Below are 14,283 nucleotides of genomic sequence, written 5' to 3'. Positions count from 1 at the left end.
TTTTATCATTACCTCTTACTTGGTAGCATTAAATTCTTGTTTGATTTTTTGGAGCAACGCTTGATTTGTTAATACGTCATACCCTGTTAATGCCATTGTTTGTGCCCCGAGTATCATTGCTTCTCTTCCTTGCTCACTTAAAGCTGCTTCTCTAAATTCGTGCGTATGACAAACAAAATAATCATCACAAATTTGAATATAAGGATGAATAGCCGGAACAACTTGGCTTACATTCCCCATATCTAAAGATCCATGATCGCCTTGGTCTTCTGTAATGCTTTGTTCACTTACGCCTAATGAAATGAGATTATTTGTATAGACATCGGATAATGTTTGATTCGTTTGCATATCATCATAAGAAAACTCGTAGTTTGAGATTTTCAATTTTGTTCCCGTGGCTAAAGCAGCACCATTTGCACATGCCTTTACTTTTTCTGTCACTTTATCTACATATGCACGAGTTGAAGCACGGACATAAAATTGCGCTACTGCATAATCAGGCACAACGTTGGCCGCTTTGCCTCCCTCTGTAATCACTCCATGAATTCGTACATCCGGCTTCACATGCTGGCGAAGCGCATTAATACTGTTGAACGTTTGTAATACGCCGTCTAACGCATTGATTCCTTCATGAGGAGCAGCAGCTGCGTGCGCGGATTTTCCGAAGAACTCAAACTGAATGGCATCCATCGCAAGAGAACGTCCGCTTTTTTGGTGGCAGTAATAAGGATGTACCATCATAGCTACGTCTAAATGATTAAAAATACCTTGCTCGGCCATCGTCACTTTGCCGCCTCGTGTTTCCTCTGCAGGCGTGCCGTATACGTATACTTTGCCGCCTGTTTCTGCAACTGCTTTACTAAGACCAATACCAGCTGCAATGGACATGGTTCCAATTAAGTTATGTCCGCATGCATGTCCGAGATCCGGCAAAGCATCATACTCAGCCATAAACCCAATCGACGGACCTGGCTTTTGACTGTCATAAACAGCGGTAAAAGCCGTTGGTAAGTCACATGTACCAATTTCAACTGTGAAGCCTTGTTCTTTTAAAACATCCGTTAATGCTTTGCAAGCTTTGAATTCTTCGTGACCAAGCTCAGGATTTTGCCCAATATATTTGCTTACATCATAAAATGTATCCTGTAATTTATTGATTGTTTCATTTATTAATTGTTTCATTAGTTGTACTCCTCTTTTAAATATTTAAACAAATTATAGTATATTTATTCGTTTTTTGAAAGCTAGTTTTTAAGACGGGTTTTCCTATCACCTTAATATGCCTTATAATTAAATTACTAACTGTTTTAAAGAAGGTATGCATAATGATTAACGTAAAAAAATTCAATTTTTTAGGCGGTCGTATTATTAAAACAGGCATTGCCGTTTTTTTAACTGCGCTCATTTGTCAGGCCATTGGCTGGCCTTATATGCTCGCTGTTATTACAGCTATTGTTACGATTGAACCAACCGCTGCCGATTCTATCAAAAAAGCATTCATCCGCTTTCCTGCTTCAGCAATCGGAGCTGCTTTTGCCATGCTTTACACATTTCTATTAGGGGTAACGCCGCTTACCTATATGCTTGTTGCCATTTCTACTATTATATCCTGTTATAAATTACGTTTACATGCAGGAACACTCGTTGCTACGCTAACAGGAGTGGCTATGCTGACGATTGTGCATGACCATTATTTTATATCGTTTTTAATTCGCTTAGCGACCACTAGTATTGGGCTGCTCACTTCTTCACTTGTGAATATCATCGTTCTTCCTCCTAATTATACACCGATTATTACGGGGAAAATTCAAAATCTCTCAAAACAAATGGGCGGCGTTTTACAGCAAAGAGGCAGTGAGCTTTCCCAAGTACACGCTTGTCATAAACAAACAAAGCTTCAATTTCAGCAGCTTTCTGCTGAAATTGAAAAAATTGAGACGCTTTGTGAGTATCAGCGCAAAGAATGGAAGTTTCACCATTTCACTCGTACAGCTATGAGAAAATTTCACTATGAATATAAAAAACTTTCTCTTATGAGACAGCTTGTCTACCATATTGGTAATTTAATTTATTTGCCTGCTCATCAGCTGCAAAGTGCAAGACATCAAGTAATATGGGATACTTTCACTTCCTTTCATAACGTCTTACAAAATGAACAATATAAAAGCTCTTTGCACCATCAAACGCTTGTTTTGACTTTAAAACAAAGGTTTTGGGCACATAAGCAGGAAGAACACAGAGGGGATCACCCTTTTTCAACAGAAACAACAATGCTGTACGAACTGCTTGCAATTCACCATCTGCTTGAAGAACTGCACCGTATTCATTGTTTGAAGGATCGATATAACTTAAATAACTCATCTGTCTCACTTTCTTCATAAAAAAATCCTCACATATGTGAGGATTTTCTTATTTACGAAACTTGTGACTCATCTTTTTTATATTCTTTCTCCCAGTAGTCTGCATTTTTAATTCCTAACTTAACAGGATCAAACACAGGATCTATCCCTTGTTTTTTCTGAGCTTCATAGTCTTTTAATGCAACTAACGCAGGCTTAGCTAAAATTAAGATAGCAATTAAATTTAGCCATACCATGATACCAAGTCCAGCATCACCTAACGCCCAAGCTAGTGATGCTTGTTTAACTGACCCGTAGAACGTAGCTCCTAGAAGGACAAGCTTTAATGCAAACATAGCCCACTTTCCGTTCTTGCCGCGAGTTAGGTAAGCAATATTTGTTTCAGCAATGTAATAATATGCCATGATCGTTGTAAACGCGAAAAAGAATAGGGCTACTGCCACGAAGCCAGCTCCGAACCCTGGCAACACTGTTTCAATAGCAGCTTGTGTAAATCCAGGCCCTGCTTCTACACCTGGTAAATTTGAAATAATAAATGAACCGCCTGGTCCTTCCGTGTTGTACATGCCTGTGAATAAAATCATAAACGCTGTTGCTGAACAAACGAACAGTGTATCAATATAAACCGAAAAAGCTTGTACAAGGCCTTGTTTCGCCGGATGTGAAACTTCTGCTGCAGCTGCTGCGTGAGGTCCTGTTCCTTGTCCTGCTTCGTTTGAATAAATGCCGCGCTTAACTCCCCAAGAAACAGCTAAACCAACGATTCCTCCAAAAGCAGAATCTAATGCAAAAGCACTTTTAAAAATAAGGGCGATAACTCCCGGCAACTCAGAAATGTTCATGGCAATAATAATAAGAGCTAAAATAATATACCCAAGTGCCATAAAAGGTACAACGAATTGGGCCACCCCTGCAATACGCTTAACGCCTCCAAAGATAATAAAAGCAAGAATAATAACTAATCCTACTGCTGTAACCGTTGGACTAACGCCGAATGCGTTGTCGATGCCAAGCGCGATGGAGTTAGACTGAACGCCCGGCATTAAGATACTCATCGCAACAAGTGCTGCAATAGCAAATAAAATGCCATACCATTTCATCCCTGTTCCTTTTTCAATGTAGTACGCTGGACCACCTCGATATTGGCCATCTTGTTTAACTTTATAAATTTGAGCAAGTGTTGATTCGATGAATGCACTAGAAGCACCAATAAAAGCAACTGCCCACATCCAAAATACAGCTCCTGGACCTCCAAAAGCGATAGCTGTTGCAACTCCAGCAATGTTTCCTGTTCCAACTCGTCCCGACAGCGCTAAAGACAGTGCCTGGAAGGAAGAAACTCCTGCTTCTGAGCTTTTACCCTGAAACATCAGCATAACCATGTCTTTTAAGTGTCGTACCTGCAAAAACCTCGTTAAAATTGAGAAAAACAGGCCAATCGCAAGACACCCATAAATAACAGGTGTGCTCCATAGCACATTATTCAAACTCGTTACAAATTGCTCCAAACGATAACCCCCTTATTTTTTTCATTCAGACTATTTTAAATTATAAGTTAAATTATAAATTTTAACAATAAAACTCTAAATTAAAACTCGTTTTTAGTTAAAATACACAAAAAAACTTATAAAACCCTCAAAAACATCCAATGATAAACCGTTTACATTCCGTAATTATCGCTTTCAAAAGAGAGATATCTGCACCTTTCTTCTCAGGAACACATAGGCTATAGGAGTTATTTTCTATTAAAAGGTGTGAAAAACAATGATGAGAATAGAGCCTTTATTTTATCGTCCTTTAGCTCTAGACCTTCTTTACGCGTGCGTCTTAGCTTATAAGCAATACGCACAGGGAGGCACATTTGATGTACCTGAAGGCTACCGGCTTATTAAATCGTTTAAAGCTTCTGCCGTAGGGGTGCAAGAATGGTTTGGTTTTATTTTAGAATCTGATGACTCTATCGTAATTGCCTTTCGAGGAACTCAATCTGAGGCAGACTGGATTGCTGATGCTCGCATTAGGCAACGCCCTTATCCATACAATCAACAAGCTGGTCTCGTTCACGAAGGTTTTTTAGCCGTTTACGAATCATGCCGTGATGAAATTTTTGAAACGTATCAGTCCCTTACCCTCAAGCCACTTTATATAACAGGGCATAGCCTAGGTGGTGCACTCGCGGCTCTTCATGCCTTAGATGTCGCCACAAACGCATCTTTTCCGGAAGTTACAATGTACAACTACGGAGCTCCTCGAGTAGGTGATCCTCAATTCGTTCAAACATACACAAATCTTGTTTCAAATAGCCGCTGTTTTGTTAACACGACGGATACGGTTCCTAAAATCCCTCCGAAGCGCCTTTATTCCCCTTCCACCAAGCAAACGATTTATTATGATCAAGATCCTCTGCAACTCTCGTTTACCATTCAAACAGGCTCTACCGTAGGGAACCATAATCCCCAAACATATAGTGTTGGTATTTGGATGATGTCGGATTATCCTATTTTGGTCCAAAAATAAAAAAACAGGCGGACTGCCTGTTTTTTTTTATGCACCAATTGCCGTTTTGATTTCTTCTATTTGTTCTTGATGACGCTTTTCATGATAGCCAATAAAATCAATCCACTGCTTTAAATCCATTAACCCAAACACAGGATGTGGAAATGATTTTTGCTTTAGCTTGTCTTCACTTGCTGTTTCTTCTAGCTCTATTAAAGCCGCTCTCGATTCTGCCAACTTACTCTTCATTTCTTCTAATGTCTGCTTTTCATTAGAAGGCGTAACTTGAGCCGGTGCATCTACTTTTCGCGCACGGTCTACCGCTAAATGAAACGGCTTATCTTCAGTCGGCTGATCTACACCGTTTTCTAACTGATCTTTCACACGTGAAACAATCATGCGCTCCATCAAATATAAATGTTCTAATACTTGCATAACGCTCCACGTATTAGATGCTGGCTGTTGATTTAATTGTTCATATGTTAATGATTCTACACTGCTCAATACATCATTTCGAAACTGTTCATTTTTATTCATTTTTCATCCTCCTCTAGGATTCCTCTAGCTTATCGTATCAAAAAACTCTTCCATATAAAAAAGATATCCCTTTCTTTAACCATGTTTTAGCTGCAATTGTTTCACGTGAAAAAATTGCATTTTCTATTTGACATAGATCAACTGAGGTGTTATATTTAGATTTCTGGCTTTTCTTTAAGAGCTGGACATAGTGAAAGTAACTTGAAAGGATGTATCGTACAATGCAAGGTAAAAATACTGGCATTCGACACATGTCTTTGAACAAAACTTATTCACACTGGATCGGCTTCGGAGCCGTAAGGATGCAAGAGAGGTAGGGCTTGCGTCGTTTAGGTTAATCGATCATGTGGAAAAACAAACCGCGGCAATGGATGAAATCCATGCAAGCACAATCAATGCTAATTGTGCCCTAACAACAACGAAACATACAAAAACCGTAATCATGGATTTTATAAAGAAAGTAATCATTTTGTTTTTACACTTGCAGAAAGCAAGTTACTGATAAGAAACACGAACAAAAGCGAGCAGATGCATCTGCTCGCTTTTTTAATGATTGTTTTTTATTTGCTTTATCATTTCTTTTTTAGCGGACCTTACAAAAAAAGCCAAAACCAGTATGGTTTCGACTTTTTTTCTTATTGCTCTGCTAGTACATCAGCAAATGCTTTTGCATAAGGAGGAAGGTCTGGCGGGCGGCGGCTTGAAATGATGTGGCCGTCGATTACGACTGCTTCATCATGCCAAATAGCTCCCGCATTTTCCATATCATCTTTGATTCCTGGCGTACTTGTTACGTTTCGGCCATCTAAGATTTTTGCAGAGATTAATACCCATCCTGCATGGCAGATTTGGCCGATTGGCTTTTGCTGTTCATCCATATGACGAACCATTTCAATTACTTCAGGGTAGCGGCGCAGTTTATCCGGCGCCCAGCCTCCAGGTACTAAAATAGCGTCATATTCAGCTGGATCAACATCTTTAAACGCGTAGTCCGATATGGCTGGAACACCGTATTTCCCCATGTACGTTTCGTTTGCTTTTTCTCCAACTAAATGTACTTCTGCTCCTTCTTCTCGAAGACGCATCACTGGATACCATAGTTCTAGATCTTCAAAGTCTGCACTAACAAGCGCAATAACTCTTTTATTTTCTAAGCGCATCGTAACACCTCCGCCATCAGTATAGCATGTTGGAGAATAAGATTGAAAATAAGGGACTAAATTATACATAATTAAAGGATTTTTCAAGTGCCCTTCAGAAAATTTTCGTATGCCAAATGGTCTAATTTTATATTTTTACTTGACTGGGGACAAACATCACACTACAATGTGTAGTGTGATGTTCATAATGTTGTAAAATTATCCAAATCAGAAAGACTTTCTGATTTAATTGCTACATTTCTTTTTTCAGGCTTTTACACTACATAATGTAGTGTTTTTCAAATACACTTAAAGGAGGAAGTAAAGTGAATAAAAACGTTGAAATTGGTTCACTTATTATTCGTTTAGTATTAGGTTTTACATTTTTAGTGCACGGCTTTCAAAAATGGCAAGGCGGGATTGAAAATACAGTAGGGTTCTTCGATAGCTTAGGAATCCCTGGTTTCATGGCATATATTGTTGCAACCATTGAACTTGTAGGTGGGGTTCTTATTATTCTTGGTCTAGCAACAAGAGTCGTAGCTGCTTTATTTGTGGCAGTTATGCTTGGCGCCATTTTTACAGCCAAGCTTAAAAGCGGATTTGTTGGCGGGTTTGAGTTTGATATTGCCTTAATTGCCATGTCTGCTCACTTATTTCTTGCAGGAAGCCAGTTCCTTGCTCTTGATGCAGTGGTATTCAAAAAGAAAGAAACTGCCTTTTCTCTTCAAGAAGAAAGCAGTAAATAAAAAAAGAAAGCTTATACTCTCCCAATATAAGCTCTCAGATTAGTCCCCGCCGTTTGAGGCGGGCTTTTTTTATATTTGCAGCAGCAAATTCGCAAATAAAGAAGAACGCTCGGATAACGTATCAATTTGAATATGTTCATATTCCGCATGTATTCCTTTTCCGCATGCTCCTAGCCCATCCAACGTGGGAACGCCAATGGCCGCTGTAAAATTGCCATCACTTCCTCCTCCAACAGCTGCTTCTTCTAATTTCATACCCAGTTTGGCCGCGATTGACTGAGCGCATTCAAATAACTCTTCCGTTTGTTTAGACTTGACCATCGGAGGACGATTCATGCCTCCCGTTACTTCGAGCTTAATCCCTTTTAAAATGGGTGTTAAATTCAAAATAATATCCGTCATGCGTTTTGCTTCTTCTTCTGTAGAAACACGTAAATCCACGTGCGCTTCTGCATATTCCGGCACTACATTTGTACCGCTGCCTCCCGTAAATGTCCCAACGTTCACCGTTGTACCTTTTTCATAATCTGTTAAGCTCTGCAAGAAAATCACTTGGCGCGCCAGCTCTTCAATCGCATTGATTCCTTCTTTGTGGTGATTACCCGCGTGTGCTGCTCGTCCCCATACTTTTACGGTAAAAATTCCCGCTCCTTTGCGCGACGTTTTTAACGCACCTGAACCCGCCACCGCCGGTTCCGCTACTAGCACTGCTTCACTTCTTTGCGCTTCTTCTTCAATGTATTTTTTAGAAGAAATTGACCCAATCTCTTCATCCGAATTGCAGAAAAACACAATTTTTTTATCCAGCGGTAAGCCAAGCTCTTGAATCGCTTTAATCGCCCATATAGATTGTACAATGCCCCCTTTCATGTCTAAAATTCCCGGACCGTACAGCTTGTTTCCCTCTGTTCTTAGACTCAGCCTTCCCTTTTCCCACACCGTGTCAAAGTGACCGATGATTAAAAGCTGCTTTTCTCCTTCTCCAATCGTAAATTTCAAGTGGTTTCCTACTTCTTTTTCTTCTATGATTTCGTACCCTACCCCTAAACGCTTTTGAAACAGCTGCGTTAAATACTTTCCACACTGATCTACTAACTCTTTACTGTAGGACGGTGATTCTTTTTTCACAAATCCCACTAAATCTTCGAGCATCTCTTGTTCGTGTTCTTTTAAATAACTAAACACGCTTTGTTCTACCATTACCTGACTCAAATCAATTCCTCCTCTAGAAAACCCCTGCTGCTTGCATTAAATGCTTTTATTTATCGTACGTATAACTATGTTCTACGTTTCACATAACGACCTTAAATTATCCTTAATTATAATGGTTTTCAGACAATTTTCCATCCTTTAAATACAGATAATACTTTAACTTATTCATAACCGACCGAAAATAGCCATAAACTTCAACAAATTCATACAAAAAAGCTTCAATCTTCAACAGATTAAAGGTTTCGTTTGACTAATTGACATTTATTTTAATATTTTTCCCTTTTGACTTCACACTCACAAAAACAAACATAGACACTAAGAAAATAAACAGAATAACGCCAACCATTTCAAAGTTTACTTCGGCCCATGGGTTAAAGAAAGTGAATGCTAAATAGAACGACACACCATACGCGAGGACAACAATAACCCAGCCCATCAAGCGGGAAGCAGATTGTCCAAATTTACTCGATTCATTTACCATTTTGTGTACAATCATCGAATCGATTGTATCTGTAAGCATCATGCCAAACATAAACACTAGTCCCAACAAAAGCGGCGTATACTTGCCTGCGTTCCCTACAGCTAGAGACCACACGGCCGTTTGACTGACCGTTTCGGCTGCTAAAGCGAACAATGCCCCTACAAGAATAATTAAAAAAGGATTCGTTGTTCCTTTTGCGATTTTCGGAATAAACTTCCCTTTTAATCCGCTCAGCTGAAACTCTTCTTCTTTATTTTTAGTTCGAAGCAAATGATATGTGTTTAATGTTCCAATCAGAAAGAGAGAGATAATGGATACCCAAGATGCAAAATGATCGAAATATGATGGAAACGTAAAATTCTTCATCACCACGCCCAGCACCCCGGCCGTGACGGCCACCATTCCTCCATGACCTAGTGAAAACAGCGTTCCGACCCAAGGGGCAAAACGGCTGCCCATTCTCCAATTATATCGGGTCTGGCCGTCAATAAAAGCTAAGTGATCTGCATCCAATCCGTGCCTGATTCCTAATAAAAAGACAAGTAAAAAAACTGATAAACCTTCCATTTCCTACACTCCTTTTTTTAAAATAAAACGTAAAAAAGCCTCAATTCTATAGAAATTGAGGACGTGTCGGCATATGAAAATAAACAGCAATTGCTCACTGCGTACCTTGATACACCGCCTCTTTCCTAGAAGAGTCAAGTGTACAGAATAGGTAGGTCTCCTGGCTTGAGATCATCATTTTCTACCGCCTTCCCCGTTTTGAGTGACGATAAGATAGAAAACTCCCTGCTTACAGTGGCTGGACCGCTCGAGATTTGCACTCGATTCCCTGTTACCTCTTACGCTATGTAAGAGCACCTAAACTGTGCGAATGATTCATTTTCTTCCTCATTATACTAGTACCGCTTACAAATGAATAGAGAAAATTCAAATAAAAAAGCCCTGCTAAGCTTTACATGCTTAGCAGGGCTTTTTAAAGCAATTAAACTACTTCTACCGTTACGTCTACGTTGCCGCTGATTGCTTTTGAATACGGGCAGTATGAGTGAGCTAGGTCTACGTATTTTTTCGCTGTTTCTAAATCTAAGCCTTCAATATGAGCTTCAAGCGCTACTCCAATTTTCACTCCTTGATCAGCTTTATCAGGAAGCAGCTGAACAGTAGCTTTTACTTCACTGCTTTTGATTTCTACGTTATGTTTTTTCAACATAAATTCTAACGCGCTGTTGAAACAAGCACTGTATCCAGCTGCAAACAGCTGCTCTGGGTTTGTTGCTGTTGTTGCTTCTCCACCAAGCGCTGGAGGTGTTGCAACGTCTAAGTTAAAGATGTTATCTAAAGAGTGAACTTCTCCTGTTCTTCCACCTGTGTTAACGACTGTTGTTTCATATAAAGCTTTCATGTATAAACCTCTCCTCTTTTTCATTAATTTTATTAAAAGTTTTTTGTTTATCGTTTCTGTTATTTAATTGTACACAATTTAATTTTAAAAAACAAGTATTAAATACATTAAAAATTCCCCAATAAAAAAAGCCGCGTATTTGCGACTTTTTCTTAATAATATTGAGACTGTTCGTCATAAGCTGATTTTCGAAAAATAGACAAGTTGGTAATAGCTCTCATCAGTTTCGTATTAAAAATAACATAATGAATAAACAGCGCCAGCACGCAGCCTAAAACGGCTCCTGTTAACACATCGAATGGATAATGAACGCCAACCCATACGCGTGAAAAGGCAATGAGTACGCCCATGACAACCCACATGCGCCCTGAACGTTTGAAATGCAGCCAAATGGTAAAAGTGATAACTAATGCAGATGTAGCATGATCGCTTGGAAATGAAGAATTTGCGGCGTGATCAATAAGCTGATTCACGTGGTGAGAGATAAACGGACGATCTCGATAAGCAAATAAACTAATCACTTTATTGATAATGACTCCTGTGGCACAAGCACACAAAGCTTGAAATGCTACAACACGGCTGCCGTTTTTATTAATAAGTAAAAACAAGCCGAGTAAAACGATAAGTACATACTGGGCATAATCTGCAAAGAATACCATCAGCGAATCTAGAGGCTTTACGTGTGAGGCATACTGATTCACCGCGTGGAAGATGGTATAATCTACTGAATTAATAGCTGATAACATAATCGAAATCCTTTCTTATTTTTAAATGTCATTAGCTATCTTATCAGTTTCTTGAGAAAATGAACATGTTTTTGTCAGAAGCTTCCTAACTGGTATTTATAAATAATGTATTCAGACTGAGTAGTAAACCAACGGACTTTCGCCCATTAACTCACCTGTGAGTGATCCACAATATTTTTTTGCAAAAAGATTTCCTCTAAAGAAGGTTCTTCGACGTGAACTTGATAAATGTCGATGCCACATTGAATCAATTCGCGAATAATAAGAGGAATATTTCTTTCTTTTTGAAGCATCACTTTTGTGTACATGTGATGGTATTCAACTTCGGGACTCAACGTACGGAAAAACTGTTGAATATATTCTTTATGACTGCTTGGGTAGGGATCATGTTTAATCATCACCGTTTTTTTCGCTTGATATTGAAAGCGCAGCTCTTCCATTGTACCTTCTATTAAAATGATCCCATTTTTCATAATCGCTACACGTGTACAAATCTTCTCAACTTCATTTAAATTATGAGACGTCATAAAAATTGTCTTGCCTTGATTTTGGAGTTCTCTTATTAGTTCATGAATGTGAAGAGCAGATTCAACATCTACTCCAGAAGTTGGTTCATCTAAAAAGATAAGATCTGGGTCTGCTACAATTGCTTGAGCAATTCCTAACTTCTTTTTCATTCCAAATGAAAACTTTCCAACTTTCTGATGCTCATGTCCTTCTAATCCTACTTTCTTCAGTACAATACTACAGTGTTCTTTCGAAAAACGATGGCCGTTTATCTTTAAAAAATAGCGCAAATGATTGAGCGCTGTCATCTCATCATAAAAGTTAGCATAGTCAGGAAGCACACCTATTTTCTTCTGAAGCTCTAAATCAATATCACTCTGTCCCAGCAGCGTAAATTCTCCTGCTGAAGGAAATGAAACGCCGGTAAGCATATTAATAAATGTAGACTTTCCTGCTCCGTTTCTTCCTAAAAATCCGTAAATTTCCCCTTGTGGTACCTGTAAATTAATACCGTTAACAACTGTTTTAGATCCATATTTTTTAGTTAATTTACTTGTTTCAATAGCATACATATTATACTTCTCTCCTTTTAAAACTCCAAAGTGCCGTACATAAACAAAGTGCTGCAAAAATAAGAAGAACTGTTAGATACCCTTTCTCCAGCTTTAAATAGTAGTAGGGTGTCACATACTTAAACCATGCAATGTACGCTTTTGATGAAAATATGCTCCACACGCTCAGTACCGGTAGAACAAACGATAAAATAATTGATAAAAACATAGTATGAGTTGGGCTTGGCATTAAAGCTGAAAGCATTAAAATAAATGAAATGATACAAACGGTGAATAGCAGGCACTCTAAAAATATATAAAAAGAAAAATGATGCGAAATAAACACAATCAGTAGAAATGAAATAGAGATACAAACAAGCCAGAAACAGCAAATACCTAAGAATTTTCCTAGTACAATACGCTCTCTTGATGTTTTGGTAACTAAAAACCTTGCTGTTCTTGTTTTAATTTCTTGATTAATAACATTATGAGAAAGACTTGAAATAAATAAAGGTCCGAACCCGAGAAGCATCACCAAAATTCCCCCGTTGGCTCCATCTTGAATCTGTGCACTCGTCAGTTGACCTCCAAGTTGACTAACTATATGGGCTATTCCATAGGAAGCACCGCATACGATTAAGATAACGATAATTGATTTAATACTTTTAAATAAGCTTTGAAACTCTTTTACACTAATAGCCCACATTTTTAAAATCTCCTTTTAAATAAGTTTGACTGCTATCATCCAACAAAAGGATGATTTACTTCCGCCGGTAAGGCTTTTTTTTCTTTGGGCTTTCCACTCCAAGAAAAATTTGTCCATATACGCAGTAGCTTTTCCACCGGTCCAGTTTGAAATTTTTGCACGTACATATAGCTGCTGATAAGCTGAATTCCGTAAATACCTATGCAGACAAAAATTCCTGCAATCATGCCGAGCTTTCCGAAATAACCTAATCCGTAACCGTAAAAAATCGTCGTGCATATGACCGTTTGCATTAAATAATTACTAAGGGATATCCTGCCTACACTTTCAAAAGCCTTTATCAAAAATGACTTCTCGTATTTCGCATATAACCAAGCAAAGCCTGCAATATAACCAAGAGATAGAAGACTTCCACCTAACATATGTGTAGAACCAGCCCAATTAGCATCTGGCCATACGTACATAGTCCCTTTTAACAGCAAGCCAAGCGGAATCAGCGCGGCTGCCCAACGGCCATACTGTTTTTGATTAGCTGAAACATCGTAAAACCACTTTTTCTTTCCTGCATACATACCAAATAAAAACAAAGCGCCCATTATAAATGGCGTAAACAAGAAGGCAAAAGCAAATTTATATCCTGCTATATTCATCGGATCAACATTGTTGCGGTGGTCTTTAATCTGTTCATAAGTTCCACTTCCATACACATGAATCGTATCTTTTACATATGTCGTAAGCGTTTGTTTATCGCTAAGAAGATACATATTATCGTTTAATGAACCGTATCCGGATGCTCCTGTAAGGACCAGCAAAATCGATGCCCACACCAAAAGTGTTTTGGCTTTACGCTTTAAAAAGAAAAGTAGTAAAAATACTCCCATCATTCCGTAAAATGTAAGAATATCTCCTTCCCATAAAAACACTCCATGCAGTAAGCCAAACCCTAGAAGTAGAAGAAAACGGCGAAAGAAATGCCTTTTTACGCCTAGCTTCCTTCTTTCTAAGCTTTCTTTCATCTTCACCATTGAATAGCCAAATAAAAAGGTGAAAATCGGCATAAAACTTTCCTCTACCGCGACTTTTAAAAAGACATAGGCTGCTGAATCACTTGGTGATAGCGAGAAGAGATGAATCATATCCTTTCCGTAAATGCCATATTGAAAAATCAGCATATTCGCTAGTAAAATACCAAACAAGCTGAATCCTCTCATACTATCAATTACTTTAACCCGCCTAAAATCATTACTCATCCTTTTAACTCCTTTACTATGTGTCTGTGCATTTAGTATATGAAATGAAGTTTTCAAGAAAATAACCAGGAGATTATCTTTTCCTTAACATTTTCCATTTTTGTTAATCTTTTCGTAATGTTCTTATGCTAAAATCGAATA

General features: G+C 38.5%; 14 protein-coding genes and 1 riboswitch. Of the genes, 3 read left to right on the top strand and 11 right to left on the bottom strand.

The window, feature by feature from the left end:
• Positions 1–15: 15 nt before the first annotated feature.
• On the bottom strand, positions 16–1,182 hold the full coding sequence (locus ACFX40_RS23075) for a M20 family metallopeptidase (protein WP_028410164.1): 1,167 nt from the start codon (positions 1,180–1,182) through the stop codon (positions 16–18).
• Between the two features lie 143 nt (positions 1,183–1,325).
• Here ACFX40_RS23075 and ACFX40_RS23070 point away from each other — a divergent pair, with 143 nt between their 5' ends.
• On the top strand, positions 1,326–2,381 hold the full coding sequence (locus tag ACFX40_RS23070) for an aromatic acid exporter family protein (RefSeq protein WP_098525291.1): 1,056 nt from the start codon (positions 1,326–1,328) through the stop codon (positions 2,379–2,381).
• 32 nt (positions 2,382–2,413) lie between these two features.
• On the opposite strand, the gene ACFX40_RS23065 is transcribed toward ACFX40_RS23070, so the two are convergent.
• Complete coding sequence (locus ACFX40_RS23065; RefSeq protein WP_050688464.1) at positions 2,414–3,868, bottom strand: alanine/glycine:cation symporter family protein; 1,455 nt, start codon at positions 3,866–3,868, stop codon at positions 2,414–2,416.
• Positions 3,869–4,124: 256 nt separating this feature from the next.
• Here ACFX40_RS23065 and ACFX40_RS23060 point away from each other — a divergent pair, with 256 nt between their 5' ends.
• On the top strand, positions 4,125–4,877 hold the full coding sequence (locus ACFX40_RS23060) for a lipase family protein (RefSeq protein WP_098579327.1): 753 nt from the start codon (positions 4,125–4,127) through the stop codon (positions 4,875–4,877).
• Positions 4,878–4,904: 27 nt separating this feature from the next.
• Here ACFX40_RS23060 and ACFX40_RS23055 read toward each other — a convergent pair whose 3' ends face one another.
• Complete coding sequence (locus ACFX40_RS23055) at positions 4,905–5,393, bottom strand: DinB family protein (RefSeq protein ID WP_060746105.1); 489 nt, start codon at positions 5,391–5,393, stop codon at positions 4,905–4,907.
• 635 nt (positions 5,394–6,028) lie between these two features.
• The gene (locus tag ACFX40_RS23050) at positions 6,029–6,553 is read right to left on the bottom strand and encodes a type 1 glutamine amidotransferase domain-containing protein (protein WP_028410168.1); all 525 of its coding nucleotides are present in this window, start codon (positions 6,551–6,553) and stop codon (positions 6,029–6,031) included.
• Between the two features lie 305 nt (positions 6,554–6,858).
• On the opposite strand from ACFX40_RS23050, the gene ACFX40_RS23045 reads away from it, so the two are divergent.
• Positions 6,859–7,281 carry a DoxX family protein gene (locus ACFX40_RS23045; RefSeq protein ID WP_060746104.1) on the top strand — a complete coding sequence of 141 codons (423 nt, stop codon included), beginning with the start codon at positions 6,859–6,861 and terminating at the stop codon, positions 7,279–7,281.
• Between the two features lie 69 nt (positions 7,282–7,350).
• On the opposite strand, the gene ACFX40_RS23040 is transcribed toward ACFX40_RS23045, so the two are convergent.
• The 7 genes from ACFX40_RS23040 to ACFX40_RS23010 all read right to left on the bottom strand — a co-directional run bounded on the left by ACFX40_RS23040 (position 7,351) and on the right by ACFX40_RS23010 (position 14,142).
• A complete protein-coding gene (locus ACFX40_RS23040) occupies positions 7,351–8,481 on the bottom strand; it encodes a M20 family metallopeptidase (protein WP_060746138.1) in 1,131 nt (376 codons plus the stop codon).
• Between the two features lie 262 nt (positions 8,482–8,743).
• Complete coding sequence (locus ACFX40_RS23035) at positions 8,744–9,541, bottom strand: HoxN/HupN/NixA family nickel/cobalt transporter (RefSeq protein WP_013055084.1); 798 nt, start codon at positions 9,539–9,541, stop codon at positions 8,744–8,746.
• 133 nt (positions 9,542–9,674) lie between these two features.
• A riboswitch (cobalamin riboswitch) is annotated at positions 9,675–9,857 on the bottom strand.
• Positions 9,858–9,962: 105 nt separating this feature from the next.
• Entirely contained in the window at positions 9,963–10,382 is a 420-nt protein-coding gene (locus tag ACFX40_RS23030) for an organic hydroperoxide resistance protein (protein WP_013055083.1), read from the bottom strand.
• Between the two features lie 152 nt (positions 10,383–10,534).
• Positions 10,535–11,128, bottom strand: coding sequence for an undecaprenyl-diphosphatase (locus ACFX40_RS23025; protein WP_013055082.1), 594 nt, complete (start codon positions 11,126–11,128; stop codon positions 10,535–10,537).
• Between the two features lie 146 nt (positions 11,129–11,274).
• Entirely contained in the window at positions 11,275–12,207 is a 933-nt protein-coding gene (locus ACFX40_RS23020; protein ID WP_028410172.1) for an ABC transporter ATP-binding protein, read from the bottom strand.
• Between the two features lies 1 nt (position 12,208).
• Positions 12,209–12,892, bottom strand: a complete 684-nt coding sequence (locus tag ACFX40_RS23015) for an ABC transporter permease (protein WP_098334539.1) — start codon at positions 12,890–12,892, stop codon at positions 12,209–12,211.
• Between the two features lie 35 nt (positions 12,893–12,927).
• Positions 12,928–14,142 carry a DUF418 domain-containing protein gene (locus ACFX40_RS23010; RefSeq protein WP_043975760.1) on the bottom strand — a complete coding sequence of 405 codons (1,215 nt, stop codon included), beginning with the start codon at positions 14,140–14,142 and terminating at the stop codon, positions 12,928–12,930.
• Positions 14,143–14,283: the final 141 nt, after the last annotated feature.

Source organism: Priestia sp. YIM B13552 (assembly GCF_042787775.1).
Lineage (GTDB): Bacteria > Bacillota > Bacilli > Bacillales > Bacillaceae_H > Priestia > Priestia megaterium_E.
This window is presented reverse-complemented; position numbering and strand designations above follow the sequence as displayed.